We start from the raw sequence: 19,521 nt of genomic DNA on the forward strand, positions 1-19,521 counted from the left end.
TTCGAAAAATAATATTCTCTTTATGAAAAACGTACTTAACATATTGATATTTTTATGTAGTATTGTAAAAAACTTGCTTGGACATTTTTAGCGGGTATATTTAAGTTAGCGCTAAGCAATTCCAAAAAGAAAGCACATTTTCCAATTAATGAATATTGACAATCAAATATTGTTTTTTTTAAGCGCTCTAGGTGTTTTTAATAGCGTTGTTTTGAGTTTTTATTTTTTATTCTTCAAACAGGACAAAGCTAAATCGGATTTATTTCTTGGACTTTTATTATTGTCTTTAAGTATAAGGATAGGGAAATCGGTATTTTATAATTTTAATCCGCAATTGTCAAAAACGTATTTGCAGATAGGTTTGTCAGCGTGTTTTTTAATTGGTCCTTTATTATATTTTTATGTTCGCTCAATATTGCAAAATCTTAATGATTCTTTTGCAAAACGCACAATCATTTTAATAGTTGTAACAATAAGTGTTTTTGGTTTTCTTTTTCCATACATGGAGAATCCTGTTTTATGGAGAGGAGTAGTTTATTACCTTATAAATATTCAATGGCTTATTTTTATTGTATTATCCATTTATGAATCTAGATACATTTTTAAGAAGTTGGTAACTAATCGCAGTCAAATAAGCTATTATGACATTTGGATATTGTCAATTATTTGTGGTGTTTTTGCAATTTGGCTTTCGTATTTTTTAGCGAGATATACTTCATATATTTCAGGGGCTTTGACTTTTTCTTTCAGTTTTTATATTTCCTTTCTTCTTATTTATTATGCGAAAAACAAAGCACTAATCTCGACGATTAATAAGGAAAAATACGCAAACAAAATAGATGAAAAGTTGGTTGAAGAAATTCAGAAAAAAATAGATTTACTTTTCGAAGCAAGAAAAATCTATACTAATCCAGACCTTACATTATCAGTTTTAGCAAAGGAATTAAATATTCGTCCGCAATTGCTGTCACAATTTATTAATGACAATTTGAATAAAAGTTTTACTCAATTCATCAATGAATATCGAATTGATGAAGCAAAACGGCTTTTAAAAGATAGTACTCAGTTAAAAATTGAGGCTGTGGGTTTTGAATCTGGGTTTAATTCCAGCAGTACATTTTACAGTTCATTTAAAAAAATCACCGGTACGACGCCTTCAAATTACCAAAAAGAATAATTTCTACTCCTAAAATATACATTTGGAGTCCATTATTATAAACTTGGAATGATTTAAAACTTAATCAATATAGTTTTGAAGAATATTTTTAAATCATTTAAAATCCAGTGTTTATGAAAAGAATCTTTTTCGCAATCTTATTTGTATTATTATCAAATTTATCTTTTTCACAATCAGAGCAGTCTTTGATTGAGAGTTGTATTCAAAACTATATTGATGGAACATCTTATAATAATCCCGACAGTATAAGTAAGGCTTTTTATACTGAAGCCAACCTTTTTTTAAGTCATAAAGAAAAACCTTTATGGGTAGTTCCTAGTTCAGAATATGTCTCTTGGTTTCAAAAAGGAAAAAAAGGAGAATTTAATGGTCGTATAGGGAGAATCATTTCGATAGAATATTATAATGATATTGCTATTGCGAAGGCTGAAATTCTCATTCCTGAAAGAAAGCAAGAATTTATGGATATGTTTCTACTCAAAAAAATTCAAGGTGAATGGAAAATAATTAGTAAATCGGCAAGCAGCAAAGCGAGTAATAAATCTGGAAAGAAAATATTATTCATTGTTTCTAATACTGGTTATTATGGAAATTCAACAATTTCGACAGGAAACAGCTTTGCCGAAATCGTAAATGCTTACGATACTTTTGTAAATTCAGGTTATACTGTTGATTTTGTAAGTCCAAATGGAGGTGATATTCCTTTAGCTTATATTAATACTTCTGATGCCATACAAAAAAAGTATTTATATAATCCAGATTTTATGTATGCCATAAAGTATACGCTGAGCCCTAAAGAAATTGATTATAAAAATTACAAAGCTGTTCATTATATCGGCGGTGGAAGCGCTATGTATGATGTTCCTGAAAACTTAGACATTCAACGCATTTCTATGCAAGTATATGAAGACAATAACGGTATTATTTCCTCGGTTTGTCATGGAACTGCAGGGATTGTTAACTTGAAAACTAAAAATGGGAAATTCTTGGTTGAAGGAAAAAAAGTAAGTGGTTATCCTGATTCTTTCGAAAAACAAGATGGCGAATATTTTAAACACTTTCCATTCTTAATTCAGAAGACAATAGAAGAGAGAGGTGGAGATTTTAAATTCTCTAAGCGAAATGAATCTTTTGTTGAACAAGATGGCCGCATTGTTACAGGACAAAATTTTCAATCATCAAATGGTGTTGCCTTAAAAATTATTGAATTGATTGAGAAGAACAATTAGGATGATTTGTTCAGTTAACGCAAAGGTTGAATAGAAATGTGAGGATTTAAACTTCGTATCTTAAAATTGTATTGTAAAAGGCATTGAAAAACTCTTTAAGAAATTAAAGAGTTTTTTTTAGAAGAATTTGACAGCATATCATTGCCTTTATTTTTCTAGTGTTAAATCTTTCAAATTGATATTTCCACAATGAATTTCTCTATCGTTAATTGTATAAAAAAGATTTTGTCCTTTTAAACTGAGTCCAGTTCGCAAAGTACCATGTGCACCTTTTGTTACGCAAAGTAAAACAACATAAAAACTACTCGATTGCTTCGAATTAATAGTTCTTTTTAATGAAGATGATTTATGAGTATTTTTATCTAAGAATGAATTTAAATCTTTCAAGCCATAATTAAATAAGGGGATTTTCTCATATGTCATTTCGTTGGGAGGAAGCAAAACTTTAAAGTATTGGTCAGGTAAAGCTGGAATCTCATAAGAATCTACAGGAAAGTCCATTTTTAATTCAAGAGGATTAGCTGTTTGATTGTTTATTCGAGTCCAAAATACAACATAAACATATTCCTTGCCATTTACATACTTTAATCCTCCTTTTGGTAAACTGTTTTCTATTATAAGACTTGCACCTTTAGAATCCTTATACTCATATTTAGTGTAAATGGCTTTATTAAGAGCTGCTTGTTTTTTGTTTTCGATATTTTTTACTGAATCTAAAGCTTTTGTATCAACAGTATCAAGTCTTGACTTACTTCCTTCTTTACAAGAAAAAAGTGCAGTAGTTGCGAGAATTAATAATAAAATACTTTTTTTCATTTTATTGAATTGGATACAAATTATTTATAGTTTAATAGGCTTTTCTTTAAAACGAATATAAGAAATATTTTTACTACAATTTATTAACGTAGTTTAAGATAACGAAGGCTTTATTACTTCTTAAACAGGGTAGTAATTTTTAACTATATTTGGCATCGATATTGTCTTATTTGACAGCTTTAGAGTTGAAAAAGAAATCAAATTATGAAACCCAAATTTTAAAAATGAAAACTAAACTGATAACTCTTTTATTTGTATTTACTGCAATAAATATATTTAGTCAAGCTAATGCCCAATCGAAGTCAGAGAAAACTAATTATTCTAATAATAAGGTTTTAACGGATAATGATATGGTTACTCATAAAGCCATAAAACCGCTTAAAAAAGTTCCATTAGATAAAGAATCAATCTTGATTTATGATTACGATGGATCTTTGATGTCATTTAATTTAGAAAAAGAAGCTTTTAATTGGACTGTAAAAGCGACAGATCTTACTATCGAAATGTGTGCAAATCAAGTAACGCTGCTTGATGGAGTTATATACATTCCGTTTGTTAACGGTGAAATTTTTGCAATTGATAGTCAAACAGGTTTTGTTTTTTGGAAATCAAGACTGGGAAATATTAAGGATCAAATTGTACTAAAAAATCAAGTTCCAATTATTAATGACGGGAAATTGTTTATTACGACTCAAACTCCAAATAATAACATTTATGCTCTTGATATAAAAGACGGCAGTTTAATATGGAATTATAAGCTGGATAGTTTATATAACGACAATCCAGTTCTATTTTTTGATAACAAAGTTTTTGTGCAAAGTGCGTCTAATTTGTATAGTTTTGAAGCAAATTCTGGTAAACTTCTCAACCAAAAAAGCTTTGAGGAAGCTATGACTGGAAAACCTGTAACGGACGGTGAAAATGTATTTATTGCAAATGAAAAAGACGTGGTTTTTGCTTTAAGTCCTGATAAACTAGATGTTTTATGGCAATTTAAACTAGCTGAAAACCAAAGTAGTATTAAGGATCGTATATTTTGCAAGGACAAAAAAGTATATTTTGCGGCTCAAGGTTCTGAGGTTTCTTCAATATATGCTGTAGACTCAAAAACGGGAGCTCAGATTTGGAAAACAGATTTTAAAGACGACAATGTAGAATATATGATTGAGGAAAGTGATAATATTTGGGGATATACTAGTAAAGGAAAACTTTTTCAAATAGACATAACAAATGGAGAAATTGCATTTGAAGTAAAACTAATCACGAAACCTATTTCAAATCTAGAATTTGCTGTGGATGATTTCTTGTATTATTATTCGGATGCCGCTTTGATTCAATTTGAGTTTAAAACAAAAGATGAAAACGAAATTTATCTGCGTACTTCTATTAAAGATGATGCTTATAGTGCGTATTTAAAGTTAATTCAATAAAAAAATCTTAATACAATCAGAATTTGAACGATTAAGAAAAGAGTTTTTGATTATATGAAACTATTAATCTTGCGTAAAGTATTCGATTGTAAATGCTTATTTAAACCTCCAGAATAAAATGATTCTGGAGGTTTTTTAGTTTATTTAGGTTTTTAATAATTCTCTCCAAGTGTAACTTTTATGTACAATTTTCCAAGTACCTTCATATTTAAGAATTAAGAAATAATCTGTAAAAACGCGCCAGTTTGGCACAATGATTTCTGCTTTTGCTATTGCAGCATCTTTTTCAATATCGATCGAAATAATACTCCCTTTTCTATTTGACTTTTCACCAGCTTTTATATTAGAGATATATTTTTCTCCAGAACGTACCCATAAAGTATCTTTTTCAACAGTATATAAGTTAAAATTTGGATTAAAGGCTTTTCGCAATCTTTCTGGTTGTCCGTTTGCAGTTCCTTCAATATAATTAAGCAGAACTTCTGTAATTTGTTCTAAATCATCTTTCTTGCTTGTATCAGAATTATTAAAATTAGTTTTTAAAATTCGGATAACTTCATTAGCCACTTTTGAGGCTGAAGTAGGGTCTTGTCCTGTTACAAATCTTCCGTCAACAATATAAAATGCATCGCCTCCTTTATCAGAATATACAAAATTACCTTGATTATGATTAATCTCTTTATCAATTGAAAAAGGAAATGCTTTATAATATTCAGCATTTCTATTTTCGAATTTATCTGGAAAACCTGTGATTTTTCTTCCGCTGTAAAGTGGTTTTTTGTTTTCGTCTGTTAAATAAACAATTCCTGCAGTTCCATGGCAAATGGTAGAAATAACACCATTTTTATTATAAATACTTCGTGCTATTTTTTGAATGACAGAATTTTCGGCTACACCATACATTGCGGCACCACCGCCAGTATAAAAAATCGCAGTATAATCATCTATAATAACTTCTGTTGGTTTCTTTGTATGTTCTAATTTATCCATAAACCATCCGTTGTACAAGTATTTTTTTTGTAAGCTGTCTGAGGTATTGATGTATCCAATAGGAACAGCTCCGCCTTTAGGACTTACAAAGTCGACTGTATATCCTGCTTCTATAAATACATCATATGGCTTTATGATTTCTTCAAAATGATTGGCTGTCGCAATTGTAGTATTGCCGTAAAAATCCTGATTTGAAGTTACAAAGAGTATTTTGTTTTGGGCATGAATATTCATCGAATACAAACCTATAAGAATAAGAAATACGAGTGCTGTGTTTTTCATCATAAAAAGTATATTTGATTTATTCTTATTGTTTTACAGCTGGTACTTCAATTGTTTTATGAGGTGTTCTGGTTGATATTTTGTCGACAATAAACCAGCCTTGATTGGTTTTTAAAAGATTAAAGTAATCTGTAAACAACAGTTTTGAAGTGCTTATTTCGGCTTTTGCAACGGCTACATTATTTGTTACGTCGATAGAAACAATGCGTCCGGACCAGTTATTTGATTTTGGATGCTTTTTATAACCTACTATATACTTTGATTTTGGTACAATAGTAAATTTGTCTTCAGCAAAAAGTTTCAATTGCCAAGAGTCATGAAATGATTTTGCTACCATTGCAGAATCACCTGTAGCTTGTCCGTCTAAATAAAGATTAAGTGTTTTTTGAATTAAAAGCCAATCATTTTCATCATTATTTACTTGAGCATTTGCAGTAAAAAAGAATAAACTAAAGGAAATTGATAAAAGAATTTTTCTCATTTTTAAAAAATTAAATTGTTAATAATGAGAACAAATATCTTAGATCTGAACAGTTTAAAAGTTTTACTTTATAAAGTAGAACTCCTATTTTGCAATATTTAACTTATTTTGAATATGATTTTTGATATTCTGCAGGAGTTAAACCAGTTGTTTTTTTAAAAGTTGTAAAAAAGGTTGATTTAGAATTAAAGCCGCTGTCATAACCCAAACTTTCAAGTGTTAAGTTTTTTTCTGTCTCTAATAATTTTTTTGCTTTTTCAATTCGATATTCTTTGATAAGATTTGAGAAGGATTTACCTAATACTTCATTTACATATTGAGACAATAAATGTTTCGTTATGTTTAGTTCTTTGGCTGCTTCTTCAAGGTTAAAATTTGGATTAAGGAATAATTCTTTTTCGATCATTATTGATAGTTTTTGATCTATAAGACTTAAAGTTGCTTTATCAATTTCTTTGTTTTTGTATTTTTCTCTTTCACTAAAAAAAGCAGGCTCATTATTATTCCTAAATATTAGAACGAGCACAATTAAATAGAACAGAAATGTAAATGATAAAGCACCTATTATATAAGAAGTATAAGCTGCAAAATTATATGCCAGCCATATAATGGTAACTCCGATGTAAATACTAAGAAACCAAACATCTATTTTTTTTAAACTTTCTTTTACTCTAATTTTTTGAATAATGGGTAAAATAGATTTAAAAGATAATAGAATGTAAATAAACCATTGATAGTAGATTGCTTTTACGATCCAAGTACTCCAAATTTTACGATACTCAACATAGGGATATAAAATTCCTATTACAGCAACTATTGCAAAGGAAGGTATTACATGTTTTATCCAATATGTTTTTTCTATTGATGTGTTTGTTTTTAAGTATAAAAAAAGAAAGGGACCAATAAGAACGCAGGCCGAAAGACCAATTTGAATAAATATATTTGATAAGTTTGGATTGAAATAAAAAAAAACTGATTTAACAATTCTAATGCTCAGAACTAATAAAAGCAGAGATAGAAAGTAGTTTGTATTATTTTTTTTTGCATTTATTGCAAAATACAATGAAAGCAGTAAGCCGTTAAAAGCTCCTAATGCACTAAAGAAAAAAAGCAACTGATTTGATTCTGTCATTGTTTATCTAAATAGCTGTTTATTTAATACAACACCAATTCTCAAAAAAAGGAGTGCTATTTATTGAGCTAATATAAGTAATATCTTCACTATAATTAACCTCTGAATTCAAATTAATACTCTTTTTTAGTAGATTTTACTTACTTTAAGTCTTTCTTCTTTAAACATCTGCCTCTTGGTTCATCTCCGCTATGGAGCACAATTTCTGAATGCAGGAATTCTGCAGCTTCTGCTGAATCTTTTACTTTGACGGCACTTCGTTTTAACATTTCTGATTCATAATCTGTCAGCACACTTTGTCTGATGCCTTTTTTTCTCCATTGCGACAAAGGTTTACATCCTTTTAGTATTTTGCGAGCGAGCGAGAGTGCGTCTAAGATAGCTTGATTTGCTCCTTGTCCTTTAAATGGACTCATTGGGTGAGCGGCGTCTCCAATCAAGGTTGCATATGCTGCTTTTTGAAGCAATTCTGGTTTTAGCAATTCTCGGTCGTATACAGGGTAACCAGAAATTTGTGCTTCTAAAGTGGCATCTACAATCTGAGGAACGGGATTGTGCCATTGTGTTCTGCGAAGTGCTTCTTCTTTAAGAGCTTTTGGTCCTAAAGCACTTAATGCCTTGGCTTCATTTTCAGACATCGGAAAACTAAGCTGCCACATAACTGAATCTCTTGTATAAGGCATAACGTAGATGCGTTCATTTCCATTGGCGGTTTGAAATACTGTTGCTGAATCTAATAAAGAACTTTCAAGATTTTCAAGAGCACTTAAAGGACAAATTCCTAATATTACGATACAGTCTAGATAACGCAGAGGAGTGTTATCATCGCCAATTAAAAGTCTGCGTACAGAACTTCGAATTCCATCTGCACCAACTACAAGATCGGCTTTGGTTTCTATTATATTTCCGTTTACTTGAAAACTTAGGCTGACTCCTTCATTAGATTCTTTTAGATCTATTAATTGATGGTTCCATTGTATTTTATCTTGTCCGCCTAATTGCTCCAGCATTGCTAAGCGCAGCGCTTGTCTGGCGATATGTATATTATTACGTTTTGGAGAAATTTTTTCGTGTGATTGTATCCATTTTCTAATTCCCCATTCTCCAATTATTTTTCCATCGGTATTATGTACGATATGTCTGGTCGAAACTACTCCTTCTTTTAAGGTAAAAATTCCTAGTCCCTCGATCGCTTTACTGGCCTGCTGCAAAGTAAGTCCATAACCTTGAGATCGAGCATCAAAATTATGATCTCGTTCATAAAGTGTAAAAGGGATTCCGCGGTGTAAACAAGCTGTTGCAAGAGCAACACCGCCTATGCCGCCTCCAATAATGGCAACATGAGGATAGTTTTCGGTATCTGGTGTTGGGTGATTTAAAGAAGGAATTAAGCCTGAACCTGAACATTTTGTGCAAGGATGCTGCGGAGCTTTAGGACGAGCGGGAGCAGTTCCTTCTTTATTTGTTTTTTCAAACTGATCTAAAGCTGCTTGGTAGCGCAGTCGTACCTTTTTGCTTAGTCTTTTGGTTATTTTGCCGCGTCCTTGACATTCTTGGCAGACAGCCCAGTTTGTTTTCTCATTTTCAACGTTATTCACTTCTTCTTTATTTTTCAACTTGCTGTCTAAATAAGTTAAGATTTATTCTGTTTTCTATAAATAGACATTTTTTTTAATCAAGAATGGTTTGTATTATTAAGAATAACAATTACAAGATTAATAGTAGTTGACTTTTTATCGTGCGAAGATAAGAAATATTCTTACTATCGTAAGAATCTCAGTTTTTCAAAACCTTCAAAGTCATTTGATTTTGAAGGTTTTTATTGTTTTGCTCTCTTTGTTTTATTCTGTCAATTTCGTTTCGATTCCGCTTGTAAGCCATAGGAATTTTTCGTTAAACTCAGATTTTTCAATTTCGTTTTTTAAAGATTTTACAGATTGTTTAAAGTGCCACCATCCCTCATAATGTATTGGAATTATAATATTTGGATTTAAAAGCTGGGTTGTTTTTAAGGCTTCTTCGCCATTCATTGTTACTCGCAAGTTCTTTTTTAAATAGGGAAATGCACCTGCACCTAAGTGTAAAATGGCAATGTCTACTTTTTTCTTTTTTTCTAATTGTACTAAACCATCAAAAAATACTGTATCTCCAGAAATATAGATACAGCCGTTTGTTTGTTCTTCCCATTCTATCGTAAAACCAAGAACTTTACCCATGATTTTGTCTAATCTTTTAATGTTTGTATGCTGTGCAGGTATGGCAGTTATTTTCAGCTGTTTTACTTTTGGAGTTTCGATTTGATATTCTTCCCAGTTATCTAGGCCAATTGTGTTGTTGTTTTTTAAACGTCTGACGGCGTCTTTTGTGGAGAGAACAACTGGAACGGTTTTGATGAAATTTCTACCTTGATGGTCTAAATTGTCTTTGTGATGATCGTGACTTAATAGAACTAAATCGACTTTGCCAATTTGCTCTGTTGACAACGATGGATCAATATATTTTTTTGAAAAGGCTAGAGGACTGCTGACATACTTAGGAAAAAAGACATCTTTTTTGTCTAATGTTGGGTCTGTTAGAATTTTGAAACCATTAATGTTTATTAAAACACAAGCTGTGTCTATATGCGTAATTGTAACTTTCATTTTGTATTAAATTTTAGTTTTTAAAATAGTAATACAAAGCTCAGTTTATTAAAAGTTTTGAGAATTGACTTTGGTCAAGTAATACGTTTTCTGATTCGGCTTAAGGTTTCTGGAACTACGCCTATATAAGATGCAAGATATTTTAATGGAATTTGCTGTATGTATTTTGGCTGTTCAAGAAGCAGTTTACTGTATCGTTCTTGCGGTGTTTTAGTAAGTAAATCTAATTCTCTTTTTACTTTTTTATCTAATAAATATTCTGTTGCGATGCGGCCTAGTTTTTTGGCTGTTTCACATTTCGTATACAGCTTTTGTAAATTTTCGTATGAGATGGAGTGCAGTTCACAATCAGTTAAAGTTTGAATGTAAATTTTAGTTTTTGTTCTATTGTAAAAGGAATCGTATGCACAATAGAATGAATCTTTAAAGGCGAAATCAAATGTAATTTCCTTTTCGTTTGCAATCACATAATATCGAACAATTCCTGTGTCTATAAATGACAAATAGTTCTCCAACTGTCCATCGGCTAAAATCAATTCATTTGCTGAAAATTTACGTGTTTTTATACAATTTAAAAATTCAGATAAATCACTTTCTAAAAAGCCAAGTTTTGCAAAATATGCTATTAATGATGTCATTTTAATTATTTACACTGCTTGTTTAACAACAATAGGCTGCTAAAAAAATATTGAACTAAAATAATAATTATTCTTTGCCATAACAATTTTGTGCTCGAAAACAATGTTGTATTGATTGATAAAAGATAAATTACAATTTAAAAGCAAATAATTGAAAACAGTTTTAAAGACATTCGTTACATTCCAGGCCAATACAAAACATTAAATTTATGTCCGTCTAAATCTGAAAAACCAAAAGTGTAGCCTAAATCATAGTTTGAGGGTTCAAGAAAAATTTTTCCTCCAGCTTTTCTGACTGCTTCTGCCCATTGATCGACTTCTTCTTTACTATTTGCTGACAGCGAAAATAGAATTTCATTTCCTTTAGATAAATCGGCTATTTCAGGCATGAATTTTTCAAGCTGTTCTTTTAAATAGAAATGTATAATAAATTTGTTATCTCCAACAAAAAAGCTGGTTATTTCTTTTGAACTTCCATTTGATTTAAATCCTAAATCTGAATAAAATTTGGTAGTTCGCTTGAGGTCTTTTACAGCTAAATTTGCCCATATTTGTTTCGTTTCCATAAGCTTGATTTTAAAAACATAAAATTAAGCTTTTATTGATTTTGTTTGGTCACAAAACTATTAAAAGTAAAAATATATCACTGATAATCAGTAAGTAATACTTTTGTGCTGTTTTTTATTTAGTTGCTGAGGAGAAACTCAATTATCAGTTTTACTCAATTTTAAATCTTTCGTTTTTGCAGTCAATTATGAGTTTATGGTTTAAAAAAAGTTTGTTTCCAATCATTCCCTGCATTCCTGAACGTTTCATTAAAAAGGTCTGAATTTTAGAAACTCCTTCTATGTAAGTCACTTCGGATATTTTTAATTTTACACTTCCAAATTCCATTTCTTTATTTGCAGGTGATGAAATAACGGTTAATGCATTTCCCCACGAGTTTCCTTTTTCTATTTTTAGTTTACTGTTTTTAGTTCTGTATTTTTGCCATTCTTCTTTGTTTACAATCAATTCATAGCCGCTGGTTCCAGAATCATATAACAATTTTAAACTTCGATTTTCGATTTTTGCAGGAAGTAGAAGTTTACGTTTTTTAAATTCAAAGAGAGTAAAGTTTTTTCGGATATTATAATCTTGAAATGAGCATAAGTTCTTAGTGAAATCAAGAATAACAGTTTTCTTTTCTAATAAATCAGTTCCAATTGTTCCTATAATGTTCAATGTTTCTTGGTTATCAAAATCGACTTTTTTACCGTAATCCAATACTTGAAAAATTTCTGATGTGACATTCAGGTTTTTCATTGAAAAACTTAATGGAATCTCTTTTTGATTGTGATGAAACTGTATTTGTTTTGGAAATTTTTCTTGTACTGATTGTATTGATTTTTTATAAAAAATGGTAACAGGTGAGCCAAAATCAAGCTGCATATAAAATGTTTTCTCAATTCCTTTTATTTGAACAGGTAATAGAAGTGCTGTACATGGATTGTCTCCATCAGAAATCCATTTTATAGGGAGATTAACAGCATTTCCAGAAACTTTTAGATAGTTTTCGGGAGGGCTGAATTTCTTATCAAAATAAAAATACCCGCCTGCTAATGATAAAATAATTATTGCAGAAAAAATTAGTAGAATTCTCTTTATTACTTTCATAACTTTTTTTGAGCAATATTGAGAATTATTATGCAGTCTGGCAGAAAAAAGAATATGACTTTTTTATGTCATTTTTATGACAATAGTTATAAAATATTGGTTTTTAGTTTTATACATAAGTCTGATTTTTGAGACAAACTCAAACCATTTTTAAAAATTATAAAAATATTTACTGCTTTCATTACCACTAAAAAGACAATAAATAGTGGAAATTGTATCGAAAATACTTTCTGAATAAAGGGACTCACAATCATTAAAGTGCCAAGGATAAAAGTGTAAATAATTTGAACTGTTAATATGTTTTTTCCAAGTTTTTTTGCTTTTGGCTCTTTTGATTTGTAGATTAAAATAGAAGGAAAAATAATATTTCCAAATGGGAGTACAAGGGATGATAAGGCTGAGAAATTAATCAGTTTTGCACGTTTAATTTCAGGATTTTCTAGTGTATTAATAATTAGGCTCTCAGGATCAATTTCAAATGCTTTTGCTAATGCTTTCAGTGTAAAACCTTTCGGAATATTTCCTGCCTCGACTCTTTGTATAGTTCGTAATGAAAGTCCTGATTTTTGTGCAAGTTCAGTCTGAGTCAGATGTTTTTCTTCTCTCCATATTTGAACTTTTGTTTTCATTTTTTAGGTTGATTTATATTTAGTAAATAGGCTCCCAAAGTTCAATTTTGTTACCTTCTATATCCATAATATGTACAAACTTCCCGTAGCTGTAGGTTTCGATTTCGTCAAGGATTGTTACGCTGTTTTCTTTAAGTTTTTCTACAAATGCTTCAATATTTTGAACACGATAGTTAATCATAAAATCTTTTTTGGATGGAGAAAAATATTCATCTCCTTTTTTAAAAGGACACCATTGTGTCGATTCTATTTGTTCAGGTTTATCGATATTTCTTGATTCAAAACCTGCAGAACCCCATTCGTTGATTTCAAAACCTAAATTTTCAGCATACCAATTTTTGGTTTCCTGAGGATTATCTAAAAAAAAGAAAACACCGCCAATTCCGGTAACTTTTGGTGTAGTATTATCTGATTGATCTTTTGATGTTTCCATATTATTTTTGGATTTATAAGTACTAAAGTATGAATTTTTATCTTTTTGAATCTAATATAATTTAAAAAAAAGGATGTTAAAAAATAAGATTATCATTACTGCTTCTTAAAGATTTCTACATCCTTAACAGCAAGTCTTGCACTAAGCCAATCTTTAAATTTCTTCTGATCAGTTTCATTAAAAGTTCCCTTGCCGTCATAGATTACAGCAGTAATCGCATAGGTGCTGTCACTTTCAGTAACGAAATTTGTTTTTGTAACAGATAATGAAGAGATAGCAGGAAACAAAGTTTTAGTCTCCTTTAAAAGTTGCTCGTTATCAAATTTATTTTTAGCAAGTTCCTTTTCGAGATGCAAAACCTTTAAATCTTTCGCATCCATTTCGTTTTCACTGCTTTTAATTTTATTTAAAAGATCATTTTTCAAAGGATCCTGTTTATCATCGCTGTCCTGTCTGATAAGAAGTTCAGTTCCCTTTAAATATTTATTTCTGTTAAGTTTAGTTTTGAGTTCCTTTATTTCTTGGGCATCAAATTTTTTAGAAAGAAAAGCCAATTCAATTTTTTTCTTCTGCGGATTAAACTCCGTTTTCTTGTAAACCACAGTATATCCCTTACTGCTAAATTCATCATCAAGAAAAAGATCTACATTTTTTTTAAACTGCTGTTCTACATATAATGAAAAGGCAAGATAACTGCTAGGAATTAACATACTTGTAGTAACGACAACTATAATAAGTTTTACTCTTTTTTGCTGTTTTTCATCAATTTGTTTTACCGGTGGATAATTCAAGTATTTTATGATCAAAAAAGTCGCAATGCCAATAAAAACACAGTTTATGATATACAAATAGAATGCTCCCAGAAAAAATGTCCATTGTCCAGTTGCCAGTCCATAGCCTGCCGTACACAAAGGCGGCATTAATGCTGTTGCGATTGCAACTCCTGGAACAGGATTTCCTTTTTCAGTTCTTGTAATTGCAATAACTCCCACAATACCACCAAAAAAGGCGATAAGAATATCATAAATATTGGGAGAAGTTCGTGCTAATAGTTCAGATTGAACATCTTTAAAAGGACTTAAATAAAAATAAAGTGTTGAAACCGCTAAACTTACAAAAGTAGCATTTAGAAGATTTCGTAATGATTTTTTTAAAAGTGCAAAATCATAAATACCTAATGCAAACCCAGCTCCAACTATAGGTCCCATTAATGGAGAAATAAGCATAGCACCAATAATTACTGCAGTCGAATTTACATTTAGCCCAACCGAAGCGACCATAATTGCACACGCCAAAATCCATAAATTAGCCCCTTTAAATTCAATGTCTTTCTTTACCTGTTCAAGAGTTAAAGCTCTGTCATTTTCGCCTTCACGTAAATTTAAAATATCTATAATCTGCTTCATGTTTTCCCTGAAATTTAATTGACCTTAAAACCACTTTATTTACTAATTTAAAACAATTTAAGGGATAAAACACTAGAAAAGGTGTTATTTATTCTCGTTTTTCTTTTTTTATATTAAATGACAAAGGCATTAAAAATAATCGAAAATAAATCATAAAATTTCAAATTTGTTTTTATTTATGTATTTAACTACGTAGTTTTGCATTATAAAATTTATACTATATGAAACTTGTTATTAAACCTGTCGACAATCAATATTCAAACGACATTGTAGATTTGATATTAAACATTCAGCAAAATGAGTTTAACGTTGCAATTACAATTGAAGATCAGCCGGATTTGCTAAACATAACTAATTTTTATCATGCAGGAGGCGGAAGCTTTTGGGGTTGTTTTATTAATGATGAATTAGTAGGAACAATTGCTTTAATTAAGTTTGAATCGAATACAGGAGCCATTAGAAAAATGTTTGTTAAGAAAGAATTTAGAGGAAAAGAATTTTCAATTGCTCAAAAATTATTAGAAACTTTAATTGAATATTGTCAGCAGAATAAAATTGATGATCTATATTTAGGAACTGTTTCAATATTAGAAGCTGCATTACGTTTTTATGAAAAGAATGATTTTGTACGAATCGAGAAAGGAGAGCTTCCAAAAACATTTCCATTAATGGCTCCAGATAATGTTTTCTGCCATTTAAATTTAAAGAAATAAAAGATGAATATTATAGACGAATCAGGAATATTAGCCCTTTCGACAAGATTGCAGCGACTAAGCGAACAATTGCGAAAAGACGGCGCATTGTTTTATAAGTCATATGGAATTGATTTTGAACCAAAATGGTTTCCGGTAATTTATACTTTATATCATAAAGGAGTTTTGAGTGTAGTGGAAGTGGCCAATGAAATTGGTTACACACATCCATCAACCATAAGTTTACTTAAAGAACTGGAAAAACAAAAACTGATTCGTTCTAAAAAAGATAAAATTGACGAGCGTAAAAGACTCATTCAGCTTACGTCAAAAGGGCAGGAGCTGATAGAGCAGATGAAACCTGTATGGGAGATTATGAAAAATGTACTTACAGAAATTACAGACAATCAGAACAATTTATTTAAGGCGATCAATGAAGCCGAAAATAAGATCTTACATCAAAGCTTTCTTCAAAGAGCATTGCAGTTAAAAAGTGAAGAAGAAAAGTAATAAAAAAGCGATCTTTTTTAGATCGCTTTTTTGTTTCAAGTACTCAACTTGATAAACGATAATTTAAGAATGATAAAGCCAACATGCTCCAAAAACTACTTCATTTGAATTTACTGCAGTCCTAAATGTCGTTTCTTAAATGTACGATAAAAATTACATATTGGTTTTATGTTCTGTCATAAAATTTTGTAAAATTTTTAAGTCAATTATGATTTTCGAAAAAAGTTAAGAAGTAATGAAAACAATTACGAGTTGATTTTTATAGATTTGTATAATCTGAATATTCCCAAGAGATCAATTGGAAAACAATTACAAAATCTAATTAATGATAAAATCGATTACTTCAATATATTTATTTTTAATGTTTATATGCTCAAGTGCTTACTCTCAATTGAGTTCAGATAAAATATTTGAAAGTTTTAAACAGGGCGAACGTACTAATTGTTCCTCAATTGCATTCATAAAAGCATCTTTAAATGTTTACGGATTAGATAATCTTTTTGTAACTGAAAAGATAAACGACAGTTTGTTTAAAATTACCTTAAAGAATAATGCATCATTTAATTTGAATAGTGATGAAATTAACAAAGCCAAAATTTCTGCTGGTTTTGTTTATATAAAAGACAATTGCGAAAGTGAAAAAATTACAGATTATGCTATACTTACCTATGCTGTAATGGCAAAATACAAACAAATTATCGACAAAGACGCTGTATTTGATAAAGCATTAGAAGATTTGGAAGACGGTACTATTTATACTCCAACCATTTATAAGTATTTAGGATTTACGGTTGGTAAACAAATACAAAAATTAAAGCGGCAATCTGGAAGCGAATTCTGCGGAGTTGTTGCATGGTCAAAAGCACATGCCGTTTTTGTTTGTGAAGAATTTATGGACTATTATGGCACTAGAAAAAGCATTTGGATAAAGTATCCAGGACGTTTTAGAATAATCAAAACGTAGAAGTTATGAAATTCTAGACATAAAAAAGAAATTATTAAGTTGTAATTTAAGTTAATTTATATATTTTTGTTTTTAAGAACAACACCCAAATCCTATTATTAAAATGAAGAGTAAGATTATTTTACTAAGTTTCCTTTTCTTCTTGACAACTGGCGCTGTATCAGCTCAGGCAAAAAACGCTCCAAGAAGTATTATCAGTACAACAGCTATAATCCGTAAATACCACGATCAAAAAGAATTGAGCGGTATGCAAAAAGGTGAACTTTTAGAATTGTACATTGAGCGTATTAAAGTATTAGTAAAAACACTTCCTTATATTGCTTTGGTAACTAAACCAGGTGTTACAATGGCTGATTTAGGTATTCCAGACGATAGTGATCATAAAAAAATACTAGATGGTCAAGCAGTAGGAACTACAAATTTCTTAGACACTACAGTAGAGTTTCAAAGAAAAATGATGCCTTACTCAGATAAAGGAAATCTTGTTGCTGCAATCTTGTTTTACGAAAGCACTTTAAAATCATTACACGAGTTCAATGACTTGAACTAAATGTAATTTAATAAAATATAAAAGCTCCAAAGTCATTTGATTTTGGAGCTTTTTTTGTGTAAAGAATTTTGTTAATCATAATTCGTTTAAGACGAATCTATTTAATTTCCTTTCAATAAATTAATGCTCACTGTTGCTATATCCGCTTCAGGAAATCGTTTAAAAGTGGATTGATCGGGAAATAAGCCTGCTTCTGCTGCAATGGCATTAAAAACATCAATTTCAACAATGTACTGATCTGAAAATCCATGAGTAGCATCATAAGCTGTGGCAGGAGTTTTTCCTAAATTGGCGGCTGCAAGCTCTGGATTTATAGTATGTAATTCAATTAAAAGCAAACCAAACTTGCGAACATACGGAGACCATTTTTGTAAATGTTCTAAGAGATTATCTTCTACAAGATTGTTACTGATTCTTTTTCCTCTATAAGCAAATGCTCCGGTAGAAGAGCTGATTCTATCTTTATTAATGTGTTTCGGATCTTTCCAAATTCGATTGTGGTCTAGAAAAGTTCTCACATTAAGTAAATCCTTTAAGTCAATATTATAATTTTCGCTCAGATCATCAGATAGCAAATCAGGACGTCCAATATCTCCCCAAATTACTTTTGCCCAAATATCAGCTTTTATTAGATTTGCTCTGGTTACTTTCAAGGCAGCCTGATTATAATCGGCTCCAACCAAAAACAACGGATATTCATCCAGCATTTTCCCTCTTAAAGTTTGTCTTTCGATTACTTCAAAAATATGCTGTAAAAAAGCACCATTCCCGCAGCCCATATCCAAAATTCCTTTTGGCTGTTCTTCAATTGGCAGATTAAAAAGCTTAATAATAATTTCGTCTACAACTTTAAAATAAGTATCATGTGCACCGCCGCTTCCCCAAACATTCATAACGCGATCAACATGAATTTCATTTTCTCCATCAGCAGCCATTCGTAAAACATCTGGATTGCCAAAAATTAGTTCTTCAATTTTAGCAAATGTTGGCAGATAAGAAACTGTAACGCCATAAGCACTGGCTCTTTTGGCAAAAAACAAACCGTCTTCGGTAAACTGATAGTTGCCGTTTTTTTCTAAAAACCATCCAAGATGCGCAAAAAAGTCTAATATTTTTTTAAAATTTTCTGGCGATTTATGAAACTCTTCTGGTTTGAAAGAAGTTTCCATAAAATATTTATGAAACATGCCGTTCATTGCCAAACGAACTATTGTAGGGCCAATTAAATGCCCTTCAATATGTTTTAAAATTTGATCCTGAATACTGTTTGTCAAGAGATCATCAGATTGTTCTATGCCGTATTTTACTTTATACTTTTCGAAGATAGTATTGAGTTTCTCAAACGGAACATCTTCAAAAAGACGAGGATGAAACTGAACAGACAATTGGAGCAAATCAACGACATCTTGATAGAGATAAAACAATGAAAAAGCAGTTTCTGTCTTTTCGTCTATCGAAATCGTAATTTCTTGTTTTTGATTGTCAACCGTATAATTTAGAAAACCTTGCGAAGCCAAAATTCTCAAACCCACATTCAGATAACCTTCATTTGCTTTAAAAACGGCGGCAAGTTCTGATAATTGCACTTGTTTTTTGTTTAAGATAAATTCTAAAACGGCATTATTTCTAAATGCTATTGCTACAGGAGCAACAGCCAAACCATCTAAATGTCTGAAAATAGAGCTGCGAAGTTGTGATTTATCAGTCATAGCGAAAGAATGAAAGTTTATTAAAAATAGTGATTTTTTTAATTAAAATTAAGGTAATGCCAATTGAAAATTTGTTTTGACACATCAATTTGGTAGCATATTATAATTTGAAACCAAAATAAGATTTAATGAAACTAGCTAGATATTAAGTTGTT

At 30.5% G+C, this 19,521-nt stretch carries 20 protein-coding genes; 7 read left to right on the forward strand and 13 right to left on the reverse strand.

Going from position 1 to position 19,521, the window contains the following annotated elements; translation table 11 throughout:
• Nucleotides 1-211: 211 nt before the first annotated feature.
• Nucleotides 212-1,177: a helix-turn-helix domain-containing protein gene (locus ACHRVL_RS15275; protein WP_395414130.1), complete on the forward strand. Its 966-nt coding sequence runs from the start codon at nt 212-214 to the stop codon at nt 1,175-1,177.
• Between the two features lie 113 nt (nt 1,178-1,290).
• Complete coding sequence (locus ACHRVL_RS15280; RefSeq protein ID WP_395414132.1) at nt 1,291-2,406, forward strand: nuclear transport factor 2 family protein; 1,116 nt, start codon at nt 1,291-1,293, stop codon at nt 2,404-2,406.
• A 147-nt stretch (nt 2,407-2,553) separates the two neighbouring features.
• On the opposite strand, the gene ACHRVL_RS15285 is transcribed toward ACHRVL_RS15280, so the two are convergent.
• The gene (locus tag ACHRVL_RS15285; RefSeq protein ID WP_395414134.1) at nt 2,554-3,222 is read right to left on the reverse strand and encodes a hypothetical protein; all 669 of its coding nucleotides are present in this window, start codon (nt 3,220-3,222) and stop codon (nt 2,554-2,556) included.
• Between the two features lie 224 nt (nt 3,223-3,446).
• Here ACHRVL_RS15285 and ACHRVL_RS15290 point away from each other — a divergent pair, with 224 nt between their 5' ends.
• Complete coding sequence (locus tag ACHRVL_RS15290; protein WP_395414136.1) at nt 3,447-4,652, forward strand: PQQ-binding-like beta-propeller repeat protein; 1,206 nt, start codon at nt 3,447-3,449, stop codon at nt 4,650-4,652.
• Nucleotides 4,653-4,796: 144 nt separating this feature from the next.
• On the opposite strand, the gene ACHRVL_RS15295 is transcribed toward ACHRVL_RS15290, so the two are convergent.
• The 11 genes from ACHRVL_RS15295 to ACHRVL_RS15345 all read right to left on the reverse strand — a co-directional run bounded on the left by ACHRVL_RS15295 (nt 4,797) and on the right by ACHRVL_RS15345 (nt 14,941).
• Nucleotides 4,797-5,927 (reverse strand): nuclear transport factor 2 family protein, encoded by a 1,131-nt coding sequence (locus ACHRVL_RS15295; protein ID WP_395414139.1) that lies wholly within the window; start codon nt 5,925-5,927, stop codon nt 4,797-4,799.
• A gap of 22 nt (nt 5,928-5,949) precedes the next feature.
• Nucleotides 5,950-6,405, reverse strand: coding sequence for a nuclear transport factor 2 family protein (locus ACHRVL_RS15300; RefSeq protein ID WP_395414141.1), 456 nt, complete (start codon nt 6,403-6,405; stop codon nt 5,950-5,952).
• A 103-nt stretch (nt 6,406-6,508) separates the two neighbouring features.
• Nucleotides 6,509-7,537, reverse strand: coding sequence for a helix-turn-helix domain-containing protein (locus ACHRVL_RS15305; RefSeq protein WP_395414142.1), 1,029 nt, complete (start codon nt 7,535-7,537; stop codon nt 6,509-6,511).
• A gap of 140 nt (nt 7,538-7,677) precedes the next feature.
• Nucleotides 7,678-9,135 carry an FAD-dependent oxidoreductase gene (locus ACHRVL_RS15310; RefSeq protein ID WP_395414144.1) on the reverse strand — a complete coding sequence of 486 codons (1,458 nt, stop codon included), beginning with the start codon at nt 9,133-9,135 and terminating at the stop codon, nt 7,678-7,680.
• A 243-nt stretch (nt 9,136-9,378) separates the two neighbouring features.
• Nucleotides 9,379-10,179, reverse strand: coding sequence for an MBL fold metallo-hydrolase (locus ACHRVL_RS15315; protein ID WP_395414146.1), 801 nt, complete (start codon nt 10,177-10,179; stop codon nt 9,379-9,381).
• A 74-nt stretch (nt 10,180-10,253) separates the two neighbouring features.
• Nucleotides 10,254-10,817: a Crp/Fnr family transcriptional regulator gene (locus tag ACHRVL_RS15320; protein WP_395414148.1), complete on the reverse strand. Its 564-nt coding sequence runs from the start codon at nt 10,815-10,817 to the stop codon at nt 10,254-10,256.
• A 176-nt stretch (nt 10,818-10,993) separates the two neighbouring features.
• On the reverse strand, nt 10,994-11,383 hold the full coding sequence (locus tag ACHRVL_RS15325) for a VOC family protein (protein WP_395414150.1): 390 nt from the start codon (nt 11,381-11,383) through the stop codon (nt 10,994-10,996).
• 151 nt (nt 11,384-11,534) lie between these two features.
• On the reverse strand, nt 11,535-12,473 hold the full coding sequence (locus tag ACHRVL_RS15330; protein ID WP_395414152.1) for a hypothetical protein: 939 nt from the start codon (nt 12,471-12,473) through the stop codon (nt 11,535-11,537).
• An 86-nt stretch (nt 12,474-12,559) separates the two neighbouring features.
• Nucleotides 12,560-13,102, reverse strand: a complete 543-nt coding sequence (locus ACHRVL_RS15335) for a helix-turn-helix domain-containing protein (RefSeq protein WP_395414154.1) — start codon at nt 13,100-13,102, stop codon at nt 12,560-12,562.
• 19 nt (nt 13,103-13,121) lie between these two features.
• Nucleotides 13,122-13,535, reverse strand: coding sequence for a VOC family protein (locus tag ACHRVL_RS15340; protein WP_395414157.1), 414 nt, complete (start codon nt 13,533-13,535; stop codon nt 13,122-13,124).
• Between the two features lie 95 nt (nt 13,536-13,630).
• Nucleotides 13,631-14,941, reverse strand: a complete 1,311-nt coding sequence (locus ACHRVL_RS15345; RefSeq protein ID WP_395414159.1) for a DUF389 domain-containing protein — start codon at nt 14,939-14,941, stop codon at nt 13,631-13,633.
• Nucleotides 14,942-15,162: 221 nt separating this feature from the next.
• Here ACHRVL_RS15345 and ACHRVL_RS15350 point away from each other — a divergent pair, with 221 nt between their 5' ends.
• From ACHRVL_RS15350 to ACHRVL_RS15365, 4 genes are all read left to right on the forward strand, one after another.
• Nucleotides 15,163-15,654: a GNAT family N-acetyltransferase gene (locus ACHRVL_RS15350; RefSeq protein ID WP_089057908.1), complete on the forward strand. Its 492-nt coding sequence runs from the start codon at nt 15,163-15,165 to the stop codon at nt 15,652-15,654.
• 3 nt (nt 15,655-15,657) lie between these two features.
• Entirely contained in the window at nt 15,658-16,143 is a 486-nt protein-coding gene (locus ACHRVL_RS15355; RefSeq protein ID WP_395414161.1) for a MarR family winged helix-turn-helix transcriptional regulator, read from the forward strand.
• Nucleotides 16,144-16,468: 325 nt separating this feature from the next.
• Nucleotides 16,469-17,107 (forward strand): hypothetical protein, encoded by a 639-nt coding sequence (locus tag ACHRVL_RS15360; protein ID WP_395414163.1) that lies wholly within the window; start codon nt 16,469-16,471, stop codon nt 17,105-17,107.
• Nucleotides 17,108-17,210: 103 nt separating this feature from the next.
• Entirely contained in the window at nt 17,211-17,657 is a 447-nt protein-coding gene (locus ACHRVL_RS15365; protein ID WP_089055617.1) for a hypothetical protein, read from the forward strand.
• A gap of 101 nt (nt 17,658-17,758) precedes the next feature.
• On the opposite strand, the gene ACHRVL_RS15370 is transcribed toward ACHRVL_RS15365, so the two are convergent.
• A complete protein-coding gene (locus ACHRVL_RS15370) occupies nt 17,759-19,366 on the reverse strand; it encodes a class I SAM-dependent methyltransferase (RefSeq protein ID WP_395414165.1) in 1,608 nt (535 codons plus the stop codon).
• Between the last annotated feature and the right edge of the window lie 155 nt (nt 19,367-19,521).

Source organism: Flavobacterium sp. FlaQc-28 (genome assembly GCF_044007415.1).
In the GTDB taxonomy this organism is placed as follows: domain Bacteria; phylum Bacteroidota; class Bacteroidia; order Flavobacteriales; family Flavobacteriaceae; genus Flavobacterium.